We start from the raw sequence: 13,085 nt of genomic DNA, 5'->3' as shown, positions 1-13,085 counted from the left end.
CGATAGTATGAAAGAAGAGCTCAATATTTTAATTCAGGCTCAATACCCTTTAATCTACCTTGTGACCTCCGAGGAAGAACGGGCAGAGCAGTCAATTTTTAAAGTTTCCCAAGAGATAAAACCCCAAAGACGAGTATATGTGTGGACAGTAACTCACGGTATCGTCGAGTACGGTCAACCCCGGAATACCACTCAACATAATACTGTTTCTCCCGAAGCAGCTATTGATTGGATTATCCGGCAAAAAGAACCCAGTATATTTATTCTTAAAGATTTACATCCCTTTATTGATGCGCCAGCAACAAATAGATCGCTCCGGGACGCGATCGCTAGTTTTAAAGGAATGCAAAAGAACATTATTTTAATGTCTCCTGTGCAACAAGTTCCCATCGAACTAGAAAAAGAAGTTGTTGTTTTAGATTTTCAATTGCCTGACATGGCTGAGTTAAATAAAGTTTTAACTGCCCATCAAGAGCAAAATCGGGGACGACGGCTGACAACCGAGGCGCGAGAAAAGCTGCTCAGAGCCGCTTTAGGTCTAACTAAAGATGAAGCTGAGAAAGTATACCGTAAAGCACAGGTAACAACGGGGCAATTGACGGAAAATGAAGTTAATATCGTTTTATCCGAGAAAAAACAACTTATCCGCCGTAACGGTATCTTGGAGTACCTCGAAGAAGATGAAACCATTGATGCCGTGGGTGGTTTGGAAGAGTTAAAAACCTGGCTTACCCAACGCTCCAACGCCTTTACAGAAAGGGCTAGAGAATATGGTTTACCCCAACCTAAAGGAATGTTAATTCTCGGTGTTCCCGGTTGTGGTAAATCGCTAATTGCTAAAACTACCTCCCGTTTATGGGGTTTACCAATTCTGAGATTAGATATGGGGCGGGTCTACGACGGCTCAATGGTGGGTCGTAGTGAGGCTAACCTACGAAACGCCCTGAAAACGGCAGAATCAATTTCCCCCACGATTCTGTTTATCGACGAGTTGGATAAATCCTTTGCGGGTAGTGGTGGTTCTGGCGATTCTGATGGGGGGACATCAAATAGAATTTTCGGCTCTTTCCTAACTTGGATGCAAGAAAAGAAATCTCCAGTGTTTGTCATGGCGACTGCTAACCGTGTAGAACGCTTACCTGGAGAGTTTTTGAGGAAAGGTCGCTTTGATGAAATATTCTTTGTGGATCTGCCCACACCGGAAGAACGTCAGGATATCTTCGGTATTCACCTGACCAAACGCCGGGAAGATATTGCTAGATTTGATTTAGGACAACTAGCAAAAATGTCCGATGGCTTTTCGGGGGCAGAAATTGAACAGGCGGTCGTGGCGGCTATGTATGAAGCCTTCGCCCAAGATCGGGAGTTCACCCAATTAGATATTATTGCTGCATTGAAGTCTACTTTGCCGCTGTCACGAACGATGCAAGAACAGGTCACAGCCTTAAGGGACTGGGCCAGACAGCGTGCTAGACCCGCAGCCTCCTCTGTTGCTGAATATCAGCGCATGGAGTTTTAAAAGCTTTCCTCTGCTATATCAGGGGGAAAGGTTAGTCACAAGGCTAACAGTTAGAAAAAAGCCGTTCCCAATTAATGCGGCTTCGCTGAAAAAGAACCGTTGTCGTTTTTCTCATCAATCTTCTTATTGGAGGAAACCCAAATGTCTCACTTTAGCACTCTGCGTACCAAGATCACCGATGCCGAAATTCTCAAGTCTTCTTTGCGCGACTTAGGTATCAGCGTTAAGACTGAAGCTGATGTCCGTGGTTATAATGGTCAGCGTCTCCGTTCCGACATCGTTGCTGTATTGGAAGGCGAGTACGATCTAGGTTGGTCTCGTAACAGTGACGGTTCTTTTGACCTCATTGCTGACTTATGGGGTGTTGCTAAGAAGCACAACCAGACCGAGTTGATTAACTCTATTAATCAAAAATATGCCGTTAACAAGACTTTGGCTGAAGTAAAACAGCGCGGTCTGCAAAACGCTAACGTTAAGTTGGTATTGCAGTAACAATTTCTGTAGCGCGTTCCCAAAGTGAAACGGGTTAACCTTCTAATAAGCGGTTAGCCCGCTTTTTTTATGGGTAAATTTTCCATCAGAGTAAACACAACAAAAAAATTGTGTTATCATTAAACTAGTAAAGAAAACCAATAAAGAAAACCAAGGAAACAGGAACGCTTATGTACAATTTAATTAATAAGGAACGCTTATGTACACTGTACCAAAGTTCGAGCAAAATGGAAACTTACCTGCTGGTATTCATCTTTCCACCTGGGAGGAAATCAAAGATGTTCTAGCTTTTAATGAACGTCGTCAACAGCTTTTGGAAGGTATGAAAAGAGTTAGTGAAATATTAAAACAAGCAGGATGTAGTCGAATTTATATTGGTGGTAGTTTTGTGACTAGAAAAATCTATCCAAACGATTTTGACCTTCTATGGGATGATAAGGGTGTAGATTTTAAAATCTTACAATCTTTAGATATAAATTTATTTGATGCTGGCAGAAATAAAAGATCAGCACAAAAAAAGACTTATGGAGGTGAAATTTTTCAAGCTTATCTTTATGCCAATGATTATGAAACTTTTATTGAATATTTTCAAAAAGACAATAATCTTAATCATAGAGGGATAATTGCAATAGATTTGTAGAAAATTAACCAAAGAATATTACTCTAACTTGGGTAATATTATCACCAAAATTAAGAGTAAAAAAGGAAGTTGACTATGATTTTAAATGAACGCCAATATATGATTACTAAAGCTCAGATTAAAAAATTTCAATTAGCAGTAGAAAATCTGGAAAAAAAAGTACCCCCACAAGATAATGAAAATGAAAAGTTACGACATCAATCATATCTAGGTTCACTTAATGGTGAAATAGAAGAACTATTAGAACAAGTGGAGGAATATGAAAACCTCAAATCAAGGAAAATAGATAGGTTGGAATGTAAGTCTTTAGAAGAATTACCAGAAGCACTTATTAAAGCACGGATTTTTCGTGGTTTAACTCAGGGACAATTAGCAGAACTTTTAAATGTGAAGGAACAACAGGTGCAACGTGATGAGGCTAATGAATATGCTAATTCTAGTTTCACAAAAATTTTGAAAGTTCAACGTGCTTTGGATATTGAGATTAGAGAGGAAGTAATTTTTAAATAACTTTCTCAAGTAATGAGACTCTATTTATCAACAAAAATAATAAACTACTTTCAATTAATTTTTACTTAAATTATTTAATCATGGTTGTTAATAATTTCCACAGCATTACAGAAGTTTTACCAGCAATTATTGGATTTTCAATTGCTGGAATACTGATATTAAAATCTATATTTTCTGTTAAAATTCCTCAATATAATGAAAATCCTCCAGGAATTTTAATCTCAAGTTTTATTTTTATAGCATCTGGCTTTCTTTTTGAGATTATTTATATTTGTTGGCCTTCAATTCAATGTTGGGCTAAAAATAACTCTAACATTGCCTTTTTATTTACAATTGTAGGAGGTTTCTGTACTAATGGATTTTTAAAAAAATTAGCAGATGATAAAGAAAAGAGAGAAATATCTGTTCTATTTAGAAACTCTATTGATTCACAAGTAAAATCATTACAGTTTATTAATCTTTATTTATTATTTACTTCAATTAAAGAAAATATCAATTATATAAAAATCTACAAAAATGATCTGCTCACTTCTAAAGCCTATGAGACAGCATTGAATAAGATAGGCATTTATGATGAAAAAGATATTGATATAATCTCCAAATATTCAAATGAATTACAACAATGTTCTAATTATATTGAACGTTTCTTAATTGAATTAGATGAACATATTACAGTTAAGAAAACTCATGTTAATGAAACTGAGTATAAACCTCAATATCAAAGAACTTTAATAATTGTTAAAATTGCCATCTTAACAACTTCTATTTTTGGTATATTCACAAGCTACTATTTATCAAAACGTTATTTAAATAATAATTTAGGAAAGTTACAGAATGAGTTTTTTAATGATTATGAAGAGATATTAGATAAGTTTAAAGAGGAATTAAGTTTTAGTGAATTCTATATAATGAATAGAGTTATTTCTAGTGATTTATTTGATAAACTAAAATATATAAGAAATAATTTTATTGAAAGTAGCAATAATTATAATGTATCCTCCCGAAAGCCTATCTATCTCTATAGACTTATTATAAAAGAACCAGTTTCTATAAAAGAACCAGTTTTAAATTTGGATAAAGATATTTACCCTGATGAAACCATTCTAAAATGGGTTATCAATAGTACAGAAGATATTGTTACATTTGGTGAATCACCAGAGGATGCAAAAAATAACTGTAATAGTATAATTGAACATTTAAAAAATAAGCATAACTTGGAAACAGAAATTCAATATTCTGATATAATTACTGAAATTATTTCTCCTTGGAATTAACTAAGCGAATTGTATATTTCTACAAAAGCAGTGCGACAGGGAACTAAATAAATTAAAAATGATTCTTTTGCAGAATTTGCTAATAACTAACTGATTTAACGCAAACAACGAATTACTTATACTGTAGTGCGTCTACAGTGATTAGTGTCTATAAGATAGATCAAAATTTAGCTTCGGAGCGCGTATCGTAAATAAGCTGGAGACATTTTTCAAAGTCCTCACCTTGCCAAGTTCCAGCAAATTTTAGCAAATCTTTGGCTTTAGATCCGCGTAATATTGGTTCTCCATCTTTTACAGGAATACTGCTTGATTTAATAGCAGAAGCATTTATTTTAGTTTTGAGATATTCAAGATAGTCGAGGGTTTGTTCCAGAATAGGTTCTGGTGCGTTTTCAATGGCTGCAATTAGCAGTTGTTTAATTGTGGTCATTTATTATTATTATTTGTCAGAATCAGGATGTCCAGGATTAGAGGATGTACAGGATTTTTTGATTTGATTATCTTAGTCATTGATAATTTTGGTAGAATGTGAGAACTGATAGACACTAGGTAAATTTGAGAATTTATTGGTCGAATAATCGAACAAGATGATCTGGATTATAATCTATCATGTTAATCTTATCATCATCCTGTAAATCCTTAAATCCTGGATATCCTGATATGGCTACGCCACGCTTCGCTATCAGACAATGATTATGTTGTACAGAAATAGCATAAAATATAAACTGGGAGTGTGATCATGAGAAATGCCGAAGAAAATAAGAGAACTGAAGGCAATAGTAGCAAAAGTTGGGTATCTCCTTCAAGCAGGTAGAGGTAAAGGAAGTCATACTTACTGGAAACATCCTTTATTACCGGAAGAACCCTTAACCATACCGGGAAAAGATGGAGATGATGCTCCGTTATATTTAGAAAAAAACATTCAGCGGGTGCTGAAAAAACTTGAAGAATTGAACAAGCAAGAAAATCAAGAAGGTGAAGAATGACTTATCATTACAGTATGGTGATTCAATGGTCACAAGAGGATCAACTTTTTTTAGTTCACTTACCTGAATTTCCCTGGCAGGAGTTTCATACTCATGGTAGAACTTATGAAGAAGCTGCGAGAAATGGTCAGGAAGTGATTGAAACTTTTGTGGAGATGCTGACTGAGGAGAATAAAGCATTACCAGAACCTAGAATGCTTCCTACACAACCGTTACAGGTTGCCTAGTTTAAGTTTCGGTAATTATAGTAAATCTTTGGCTTTAGATCCGCGTAATATCGGTTCTCCATCTTTTATGGGAATACTGCTTGATTTAATAGTAGAGGCAGTTATTTTAGTTTTGAGATATTCAAGATAGTCGAGGGTTTTTTCCAGAATAGGTTCTGGTGCGTTTTCAATTGACGCAATGAGTTTTTCTTTAATGGTAGTCATGGGGTGCTAGGGAGATAACAAGTTCATAGTATTAATATTTTAGTAGTTAATAGGACTTACGTAAGATGTGGCTGAACACCTTATTCTTGGGTAGGGGTAATTCATGAATTACCCCAAATTCGGTTCTTTTTGCGTAAGTCCTGGTTAATTACAAATTAAAATAAATAATTGTCTGATAGCGAAGCGTGGCGTAGCCATATCAGGATGTCCAGGATTTGAGGATTTACAGGATTTAAGAAAAGTTGTGACTTGAGTAGGTATGAAAAATATGTTATTAAAATCATCCTGATTAATGTAAATATATTTAACAAATACTGGTTTAGATGGGTTAGGTTTAGTATAATGCTTACTCAGTTGATTTATAATGATGCTGTGTAAAAAAGATGCTGGTTTATGAAAATTGATACAGAAGCGATCGCTCATTGTCTTAATCAATCCTTAACCTTTGACGGCATTATTGCCAAAGTCTCTGTTAAAAATGATTGTCTCAAAATAGCCCTGGAGTCAGTGGCAGTTACAAAAAAAGATCAACTGTTACCAGTTATCATGAGAGAAATAGCCAATTTCAAATTAACATCCATTAAAACTGTAAAAATTTACGGAAAACAAATCAAAACTTTTGATCCAAATTGGTATCATAATTTTGATTTATATCCACAAAATAACTATGATTATTCTCAATCAAACAAATCTAAAAATAACAGAAATACATCTAATGATCAAGTAGAAATCCCAAAAGGTAAAGTATCTCAAACTGAATTTGAAGAGGCATTAAGAAAATGCTCAGAAACAGCTAACTCCGCCTATAATCGTAGTTCAATCTATGCACATAAAATAGAATCAGCTATCAAAAAACTTAATAGCTATATTATAGCAATCAATTATGAGATTTTAAATAAAAAAGGTGCTGATAAATTCCAATTGGCAACTACATTAAAACAAATACAGTTAGATATTAAAACATTATCTGAAAATAGTGTAAAAGATTTAGTTATTTCCTTACATAAGAAAAAAGAACATCTCAAAGATTTTACAGTTGCTTTATTTGGCAGAACTAAAGCAGGTAAAAGTACCTTACGAGAAACACTAACTCGCGGTAATGGTAGTACAATTGGCAAAGGTTCACAACGTACAACCAGAGATGTAAAAGAATATTCTTGGGAAGGTTTACGGTTACTAGATACACCTGGAATTGAGGCTTATAAAGGTGATGATGATACACAAAAAGCTAATGAAATCATTGATCAATCTGATATCATTTTGTTTTTAACCAGTGATGATTCTGTGCAACCTGGTGAATTTAAAGCAATGGCAGAATTACAACTTAAAAATAAATACTTTGCTGTAATTCTCAATGTTAAACATGATATTGCTAATAACTTAGAAGATTTAGAAATGTTCCTTGATATTCCAGAAATGGTATTTGATGAAGATAGGTTATCACAACATAAAAATCATATTCAAAGTCACATTCAAGAATATTTGAATTTAGATAATGTAGATATAGTTCCTATTCATGCTCAATCTGGTTTTTTAAGTACGCAAGCAGAATATCAAGAGTATAGTAGTCAACTTTGGGAATTGAGTAAAATAGAAGAATTATATTCTTTAATTGCCTATCAAATTTATACTCATGGTAAAAATTTACGCTTATCAACTTTCGCTGATAGCTTGGAATATTTTATAAATTCAATTAATCAAAAATTAGCTGCTGCAAAATCTCAGTTATCTGTTCAATTAAACTTTCTGGAACAGAAGCAAAGAGAAATCGAAAAGATATTTGCAGAAATTGAAAAAGAAGGTGATAGAAAAATTAAAGATAAATGTAACTCTTTATATGATCTGATAGAAAATCAAATAGGTAGTTTTGTTGATCAATATTCAGATATGGATATCAATGGAAGACAGAGAGAATGGAAGAAAATAGTTAATGAAAAAAATATTGAAGAAACTATGAAATCTTGCATAGAGGCAATATTTTCAGATTTAGGAGAAAAACTCAAGGAATTTGAACAGGAATATGAATATGATCTGAAGAATATTCAGATTGACATGGCAATGAATTTTAGTAACATCACCAAAGATGATACAGGAAAGTTAATAAAACGGGTTGGTGTAGGTATTGGTGCTGTGGGTGCAGCACTTTTTGTAGCAGCAAATTGGTGGAATCCAGGAGGGTGGGTTGTTGGAGCAGGGATAGTTGCTACTGTTGCTAGTATAGGTATGAGTGTTGCTGGTGACAGGAAAAAAGCAGATGAGGATAAAAATTATAAAAAGGATATTGCAAAAGAAAAAGATTCACTGAAAAAACAGGTAAAACAAAAAAGAGATATCACAATAAAAGCCTATGAAGATTCATTTTTTAAGAATGTAATTGAATATGAGAATAAAGTGGTTTCTCAAATGAAAATATATATTCAGGGATTATCGGAAATAATTCAAAAATTAGATGATAGTTGCCATGAAATTGCAAAAATAAACAAACAAATGCAAGAAGATTTTGATAAATTAAAATAATTACATCAGGAGAATAAAACAATGTCAAGTTTTCAATTTAATGCTAAATCCCAGAAAGTTAACCAACTTTGCCAACAAACAATAGATATTCTAAAAAATCGGACAGAAGATGAAGTTAAAAAATTAGTTGATAATTTTCAAGACTTCTGGGAAGAATATCAACAACAGAAAAAACTATCTATTGCTTTTATTGGACAGTACAATGCTGGTAAATCTACCTTAATTAAAGCCTTAACTGGAGATGAAAGCGTGAGAATTAGTGCAGAAATATGTACTGATAAAGTTACAGAGTATGCTTGGCAAGATGTATTACTATTAGATACGCCAGGAATTTATGCAGGTAATAAACAACATGATGGTATTACTTCAGAAAGAATTTATAAATGTGATTTATTAGTGTTTGTCGTTCCCAATGAATTATTTAACCCCCAAGGTGCAGCATTTTTCCAAAAAGTAGCTAACCAAATGCAGAGAGTTGGCCAAATGGTGCTAGTAGTTAATAAAATGAGTCGTGAATCAGGAAGTCCCCAAGATTTATTATTAACAATTACACAAGTTATAGAACCATTTTATCCTCAACAATTTTACACCTGTTTTATTGATGCTGATTCCTACCTCAAATCTCAAGACCCTAAATATATCAAATATCAGCAATCTTTACAAACTAAATCTAATTTTCATGATTTTCTTGATTCTCTGCAAAAGCTAATTCAAAAAAATGAACTTTCCGCTAAATTAGTGACTCCTTTATATCGTGCTGTTGATACTCTGGAGAAATCACTAAACTTTTTAAGTACAGGTGATAAAACAACTCGTGATTTATTAGAGATATTACGACGCAAAAAAAATATAATACAAGCATCTCAAACTAGAGCGAGAAACGCTTATCGTTCTGAATTAGCTAAACTTAAACATGAAGTGATCATGCTAAGTGAAAAAATAGCTAGTATGATTGATGGACACCATACGAAGGAAGAAATTGAAGTAGAAATAGAAAAAGTCACAAAGGAAATTACCACTTTGTCAGAGAAGATAATAGGAAAAATTCAAGCTCATTTACAAGAGGAATTAATAAATCTACAAAATAAATTAGAAGAACTGCAAAACTCTCCATTAGGTAAAACTATTGCTAGGGAAATAACTATTAATTTAGTAGATGGTAAGAGGATTAATGATCCAAATATTGCTGATAAATTTGGAAAATCAATATTAGAAAAACAAGGTGGTAAAATCCTGCAAGAACTTGGAAAATTATCATCCAAAGTATCCAGAGATTTAGTTTATAATATAGGAAAATTTCTGGGTTTTAAATTTAAACCTTGGGGTGCTGTTAATGGCGCTAAGTTCATTAAAGGTTTAGGACCATTTATTGCTGGTGCTGGTGTCTTATTTGATGCAGCTATGACAGCAAAAGAAGAATACGATGATCAAGAAAATCAACGTCAGCTACGTAATGCTAGAAACCAGGTAAGAGAAGAGTTTAGAAAGGTAGCCGAAGAAATGGTAGAAAAGTATGAATTAAACATTGAAGAAGCTATAAGTTTTTATGATGAGGAATTAAATAATATTGAAAATAATCAGCAAGAATTGAGGGATTCTGACCAATCTAAACATGAGATATTAACTCAAATTGAGAATAAACGCCAGGAGATCAAGCAGGAGATTAAACAATTAATCAAGTAGTATATCCCCGACTTCTCAAATAATTCATCTATAACATGATAAAATTAATCAAAGAAGTTGGGTATCTTTAAACATCCTGTAAATCCTTAAATCCTGGATATCCTGATTCAGACAAATAAGAGCTAAATTATATGGCACAAAATTCTAGTTATAAGCAAGAAAATTTAACTCGTATTGAGCAATTTATCGCAGATATTCGAGTTTATTATGTAGATGATCTAACTGCTAAAATTTATGGACAAATAAAAGCCGGATTAATTAACAAATTTGGACCAAAGCAAAAAACTAAACGTCAAATAACTAAAATCACTGAATTAGGTTTTGATGAAAATGACATTTGGATAGCAGCAATAACATTTGAAAGTTCAACGGGCTTTAAATATTGAGATTAGAGAGGAAGTAATTTTTAAATAACCTTAACTTGATGAAAATTCATAGAGTTTTCACTAATATGTAAATTTTATAAAACGGAAAAGGAAAATATATTCCTTTCCCTAGTTTCTAATTAGCAAAATTTAGATTTTACCAATACTGTGTAGTCCTAAAATAATACCTACTCCCAAAATATGCCCAAAGGAAGCAGTTGCTAGTACCGCAGGTAAACCAAAACCACCAAAAAGTTGAGGTGCTGGTAATTCAGGTTTAGAGTGAGGGCGCTCAATAGTAAATTTACCAACAGCAATAGCAAAAATATTGGCAATAATCATAATTATGCCCATATTAGAACTCCATTCTAGAGGTGCAGTCGCAGTAGCGAGTAAGCTTGAAATCAACATCTAATTTACTCCCATATTTTCAGACATTTATCAATATCATCTAAATATTGATCGACAACAGTTTGTATCATTGCTGACTTTGCAACAAATCTTAATATTTGTTTTCACTACATAATAGAAAAGAATGCTATTATTAATAATAATTTTTGATGTTTGCCGTCGTCTTAACGGTATCTAGAATGGCTGGTAATTGCTAAGATGAGAGTAATTATTTTCTGAATTGATCATGTCCTCAACCCTTGACTCCTTACCACCTGCACTCAATAAAATCGTCCAACGCTTTCAACGCTCCACAGAACCAAAACGACGCTATGAACAGTTAATCTGGTATGCTCAAAAGCTACAAGCCTTCCCTGAAAATGGTAAACTCCCAGAAAATAAAGTTCCAGGTTGTGTTTCTCAAGTTTATGTTACCGCATCATTAGAAGACGGTAAAGTAATATTTCAGGGTGATTCTGACTCCCAATTAACTAAGGGATTATTGGCACTCCTAATAGAGGGATTAAACGGATCAACACCCACAGAAATAGTCCAGCTTACTCCTGATTTTATTCAAGAGACTGGTTTAAATGTAAGTTTGACACCTTCCCGTGCTAATGGATTTTATAATATTTTCAAAACAATGCAGAAAAAAGCCTGGGAATTTGACACCCCCCGCTCTAAAGAGACGGGGATTCTTTAATCAAAGACATGACTTGCCCAGATAGGATTTCTCCAACCTGAATAGAGGTCTTATCTCCTAAAGCGTTGCTTGCGTCTAGCGCAAAAGTTCCCGTATGCCCTACGGTACTCAATCCTCGACTCAGGATATTTCTAGCTCCATTTTCATCTCTATCCATCACACAACCGCATTTACAAATATGCGTTCTATTGGACAGAGATTTCTTGACAATTTTACCACAGCTAGAGCATTCTTGGCTAGTGTATTGCGGGTTAACCGCTACTGTTACCCTCTTGAATACTTTCCCAAAATATTCAAGCCAGACACGAAAACGAATTGAGCGGTGCGAATTGCATCATCTATTGCTGTTATTTCGATAGCGTAAAACTGTCAACAGGATTAGAGATAAAATACTGAAGACGGTTAAAACCGCCCGTGTCGTTTTTCATCCCCTGTCTGAAGCACGAAGGACGGAACTTCGTTCCTATTTCTCAGGGGCTTTCAAACTTCCCAGTTTTCCTGGTAAACTACTAGATTAAGGATTGGAAACTCGAAAAATCAACAGCGGGGGGTGGCAACCACAGAGAGTTGCCCCTATTTGGTGATGATAAATTATGCTCCTTCTGATCTATCAATTTTCTGACCAGGAGAAGATTCATAAAGAGCATCTAACTGTTCCCGCGCATCGTCAAGATTAATTGAACGCATTACCAACAGTGGTTCTTTAATCATATTACCTGCACTATCTAACAATTCAGGATGGGGGACATACTGCTTTCTAGCTGCATAATAACCAAAGCCACCTTGTGATGATTGATGATTTGGATAAGTCCTTTCCCTATCAAAACTGAACATGATCAGATTGCGAATTAAATTACCAACGGCCATGAATGCCAAAACAGTGAAGGCTAAAATATAAAGCAGGTGTAGCATGGAATTTTCCTCCAAAACAGCAAAGGTTAAAAATCTTATCTTGTAAATCTTAAAACTCCGTAAATAAATAATTTACGGTAAAAAAAGAATGTAAAATTCTTTACTTGTGAGCCTATGTTATATGATGCAATCCTTATATTAAGATTAAGGTAACATGAGGCACATTATTTTTTTATGAAAAAAATGTTAAGAATTGTCTAATATTTTCACAATTTCCGCTTGATTTAGATTTTGTCAAGGGGTTTATGATTCCTTTGACTGACCTAAGCGCATTCCCACACCCCAACATTCTGTAACTAATTGATGCCAAGGCATTACAGTTGCCATATCAATTCCTACCTGTTGGTCAGTTGCCGTAAATAACATTTTAAAGGCATTGAGTTGATCTTGTGCATCTTTAACTCGCTTAAGTAAGTTTAGTTGCTCTTGATCACTCATGAATTGGATTTTCTCATTTTCCAAGATTTGACGATATCGCTCAAACCAATATTGAAAATCCTCTAACAGGGGTTCTAAGACTGATTTCAGTAAATCAGAGCTTGGTATATTTGAGTGTCCCATATATGAGAAGCATATTTCCTAATTCTTGTTTTATATTAACATTATTTACGATTCTTAACAATCAGTTCATAAGTTTCTATACAAAAATTAAAAAATCTGTGA

16 protein-coding genes and 1 pseudogene are annotated in these 13,085 nt (G+C 33.9%); 11 read left to right on the top strand and 6 right to left on the bottom strand.

Annotated features, from left to right (window positions below; all coding sequences use genetic code 11):
* Window positions 1-7: 7 nt before the first annotated feature.
* The 5 genes from ycf46 (at window position 8) to H6G44_RS07995 (ending at window position 4,435) form a co-directional block, all read left to right on the top strand.
* Window positions 8-1,519, top strand: a complete 1,512-nt coding sequence (gene ycf46 / locus H6G44_RS08015) for a stress-responsive protein Ycf46 (protein ID WP_190385966.1) — start codon at window positions 8-10, stop codon at window positions 1,517-1,519.
* 141 nt (window positions 1,520-1,660) lie between these two features.
* Window positions 1,661-2,011, top strand: coding sequence for a DUF1257 domain-containing protein (locus H6G44_RS08010; RefSeq protein ID WP_015081375.1), 351 nt, complete (start codon window positions 1,661-1,663; stop codon window positions 2,009-2,011).
* Between the two features lie 199 nt (window positions 2,012-2,210).
* Complete coding sequence (locus H6G44_RS08005; RefSeq protein WP_168635219.1) at window positions 2,211-2,651, top strand: DUF6932 family protein; 441 nt, start codon at window positions 2,211-2,213, stop codon at window positions 2,649-2,651.
* Window positions 2,652-2,726: 75 nt separating this feature from the next.
* Window positions 2,727-3,161 (top strand): helix-turn-helix domain-containing protein, encoded by a 435-nt coding sequence (locus H6G44_RS08000; RefSeq protein WP_190385965.1) that lies wholly within the window; start codon window positions 2,727-2,729, stop codon window positions 3,159-3,161.
* Between the two features lie 80 nt (window positions 3,162-3,241).
* Window positions 3,242-4,435 (top strand): hypothetical protein, encoded by a 1,194-nt coding sequence (locus H6G44_RS07995; RefSeq protein WP_190385964.1) that lies wholly within the window; start codon window positions 3,242-3,244, stop codon window positions 4,433-4,435.
* 160 nt (window positions 4,436-4,595) lie between these two features.
* Here the strand turns inward: H6G44_RS07995 and H6G44_RS07990 are convergent, their stop codons facing one another.
* Entirely contained in the window at window positions 4,596-4,865 is a 270-nt protein-coding gene (locus tag H6G44_RS07990; protein ID WP_190385963.1) for a hypothetical protein, read from the bottom strand.
* Between the two features lie 316 nt (window positions 4,866-5,181).
* Here H6G44_RS07990 and H6G44_RS07985 point away from each other — a divergent pair, with 316 nt between their 5' ends.
* Entirely contained in the window at window positions 5,182-5,421 is a 240-nt protein-coding gene (locus H6G44_RS07985) for a type II toxin-antitoxin system HicA family toxin (RefSeq protein WP_028085463.1), read from the top strand.
* Window positions 5,418-5,648, top strand: coding sequence for a type II toxin-antitoxin system HicB family antitoxin (locus H6G44_RS07980; RefSeq protein WP_190385962.1), 231 nt, complete (start codon window positions 5,418-5,420; stop codon window positions 5,646-5,648). The genes H6G44_RS07985 and H6G44_RS07980 overlap by 4 nt, the downstream gene beginning before the upstream one ends.
* Window positions 5,649-5,663: 15 nt before the next feature.
* Here the strand turns inward: H6G44_RS07980 and H6G44_RS07975 are convergent, their stop codons facing one another.
* Window positions 5,664-5,852: a hypothetical protein gene (locus H6G44_RS07975; protein ID WP_035368660.1), complete on the bottom strand. Its 189-nt coding sequence runs from the start codon at window positions 5,850-5,852 to the stop codon at window positions 5,664-5,666.
* Window positions 5,853-6,359: 507 nt separating this feature from the next.
* On the opposite strand from H6G44_RS07975, the gene H6G44_RS07970 reads away from it, so the two are divergent.
* The 3 genes from H6G44_RS07970 to H6G44_RS07960 all read left to right on the top strand — a co-directional run bounded on the left by H6G44_RS07970 (window position 6,360) and on the right by H6G44_RS07960 (window position 10,438).
* Entirely contained in the window at window positions 6,360-8,369 is a 2,010-nt protein-coding gene (locus tag H6G44_RS07970) for a GTPase (protein WP_190385961.1), read from the top strand.
* Between the two features lie 21 nt (window positions 8,370-8,390).
* Entirely contained in the window at window positions 8,391-10,052 is a 1,662-nt protein-coding gene (locus H6G44_RS07965) for a GTPase (protein ID WP_190385960.1), read from the top strand.
* A gap of 131 nt (window positions 10,053-10,183) precedes the next feature.
* Complete coding sequence (locus tag H6G44_RS07960) at window positions 10,184-10,438, top strand: hypothetical protein (protein WP_199291750.1); 255 nt, start codon at window positions 10,184-10,186, stop codon at window positions 10,436-10,438.
* A gap of 129 nt (window positions 10,439-10,567) precedes the next feature.
* Here the strand turns inward: H6G44_RS07960 and psaK are convergent, their stop codons facing one another.
* Window positions 10,568-10,828, bottom strand: a complete 261-nt coding sequence (gene psaK, locus H6G44_RS07955; protein ID WP_190385959.1) for a photosystem I reaction center subunit PsaK — start codon at window positions 10,826-10,828, stop codon at window positions 10,568-10,570.
* Window positions 10,829-11,054: 226 nt separating this feature from the next.
* Between psaK and H6G44_RS07950 the strand changes: the two genes are divergently transcribed.
* Window positions 11,055-11,510, top strand: coding sequence for a SufE family protein (locus H6G44_RS07950; RefSeq protein WP_190385958.1), 456 nt, complete (start codon window positions 11,055-11,057; stop codon window positions 11,508-11,510).
* On the opposite strand, the pseudogene H6G44_RS07945 reads toward H6G44_RS07950, so the two are convergent.
* From H6G44_RS07945 to H6G44_RS07935, 3 genes and pseudogenes are all read right to left on the bottom strand, one after another.
* Window positions 11,488-11,823 (bottom strand): annotated as a pseudogene (locus H6G44_RS07945) (zinc ribbon domain-containing protein); the annotation flags it as partial. The gene H6G44_RS07950 and the pseudogene H6G44_RS07945 overlap by 23 nt on opposite strands.
* 278 nt (window positions 11,824-12,101) lie before the next feature.
* Entirely contained in the window at window positions 12,102-12,422 is a 321-nt protein-coding gene (locus H6G44_RS07940; protein WP_190385957.1) for a DUF2973 domain-containing protein, read from the bottom strand.
* 243 nt (window positions 12,423-12,665) lie between these two features.
* Window positions 12,666-12,983: a DUF2605 domain-containing protein gene (locus H6G44_RS07935; protein ID WP_190385956.1), complete on the bottom strand. Its 318-nt coding sequence runs from the start codon at window positions 12,981-12,983 to the stop codon at window positions 12,666-12,668.
* Between the last annotated feature and the right edge of the window lie 102 nt (window positions 12,984-13,085).

It is taken from the genome of Aphanizomenon flos-aquae FACHB-1287 (assembly GCF_014698755.1).
GTDB lineage: Bacteria > Cyanobacteriota > Cyanobacteriia > Cyanobacteriales > Nostocaceae > Dolichospermum > Dolichospermum flosaquae.
This window is presented reverse-complemented; position numbering and strand designations above follow the sequence as displayed.

Excerpts from the sequence above, each read along its gene's own strand:
- H6G44_RS07965 (WP_190385960.1), top strand. The coding sequence starts at position 8,391 with ATGTCAAGTTTTCAATTTAATGCTAAATCCCAGAAAGTTAACCAACTT.
- H6G44_RS07960 (WP_199291750.1), top strand. The coding sequence starts at position 10,184 with ATGGCACAAAATTCTAGTTATAAGCAAGAAAATTTAACTCGTATTGAG.
- psaK (WP_190385959.1), bottom strand. The coding sequence starts at position 10,828 with ATGTTGATTTCAAGCTTACTCGCTACTGCGACTGCACCTCTAGAATGG.
- H6G44_RS07950 (WP_190385958.1), top strand. The coding sequence starts at position 11,055 with ATGTCCTCAACCCTTGACTCCTTACCACCTGCACTCAATAAAATCGTC.
- H6G44_RS07940 (WP_190385957.1), bottom strand. The coding sequence starts at position 12,422 with ATGCTACACCTGCTTTATATTTTAGCCTTCACTGTTTTGGCATTCATG.
- H6G44_RS07980 (WP_190385962.1), top strand. The coding sequence starts at position 5,418 with ATGACTTATCATTACAGTATGGTGATTCAATGGTCACAAGAGGATCAA.
- H6G44_RS07990 (WP_190385963.1), bottom strand. The coding sequence starts at position 4,865 with ATGACCACAATTAAACAACTGCTAATTGCAGCCATTGAAAACGCACCA.
- H6G44_RS08000 (WP_190385965.1), top strand. The coding sequence starts at position 2,727 with ATGATTTTAAATGAACGCCAATATATGATTACTAAAGCTCAGATTAAA.
- H6G44_RS08010 (WP_015081375.1), top strand. The coding sequence starts at position 1,661 with ATGTCTCACTTTAGCACTCTGCGTACCAAGATCACCGATGCCGAAATT.
- ycf46 (WP_190385966.1), top strand. The coding sequence starts at position 8 with ATGAAAGAAGAGCTCAATATTTTAATTCAGGCTCAATACCCTTTAATC.
- H6G44_RS07975 (WP_035368660.1), bottom strand. The coding sequence starts at position 5,852 with ATGACTACCATTAAAGAAAAACTCATTGCGTCAATTGAAAACGCACCA.
- H6G44_RS08005 (WP_168635219.1), top strand. The coding sequence starts at position 2,211 with ATGTACACTGTACCAAAGTTCGAGCAAAATGGAAACTTACCTGCTGGT.
- H6G44_RS07985 (WP_028085463.1), top strand. The coding sequence starts at position 5,182 with ATGCCGAAGAAAATAAGAGAACTGAAGGCAATAGTAGCAAAAGTTGGG.
- H6G44_RS07995 (WP_190385964.1), top strand. The coding sequence starts at position 3,242 with ATGGTTGTTAATAATTTCCACAGCATTACAGAAGTTTTACCAGCAATT.
- H6G44_RS07935 (WP_190385956.1), bottom strand. The coding sequence starts at position 12,983 with ATGGGACACTCAAATATACCAAGCTCTGATTTACTGAAATCAGTCTTA.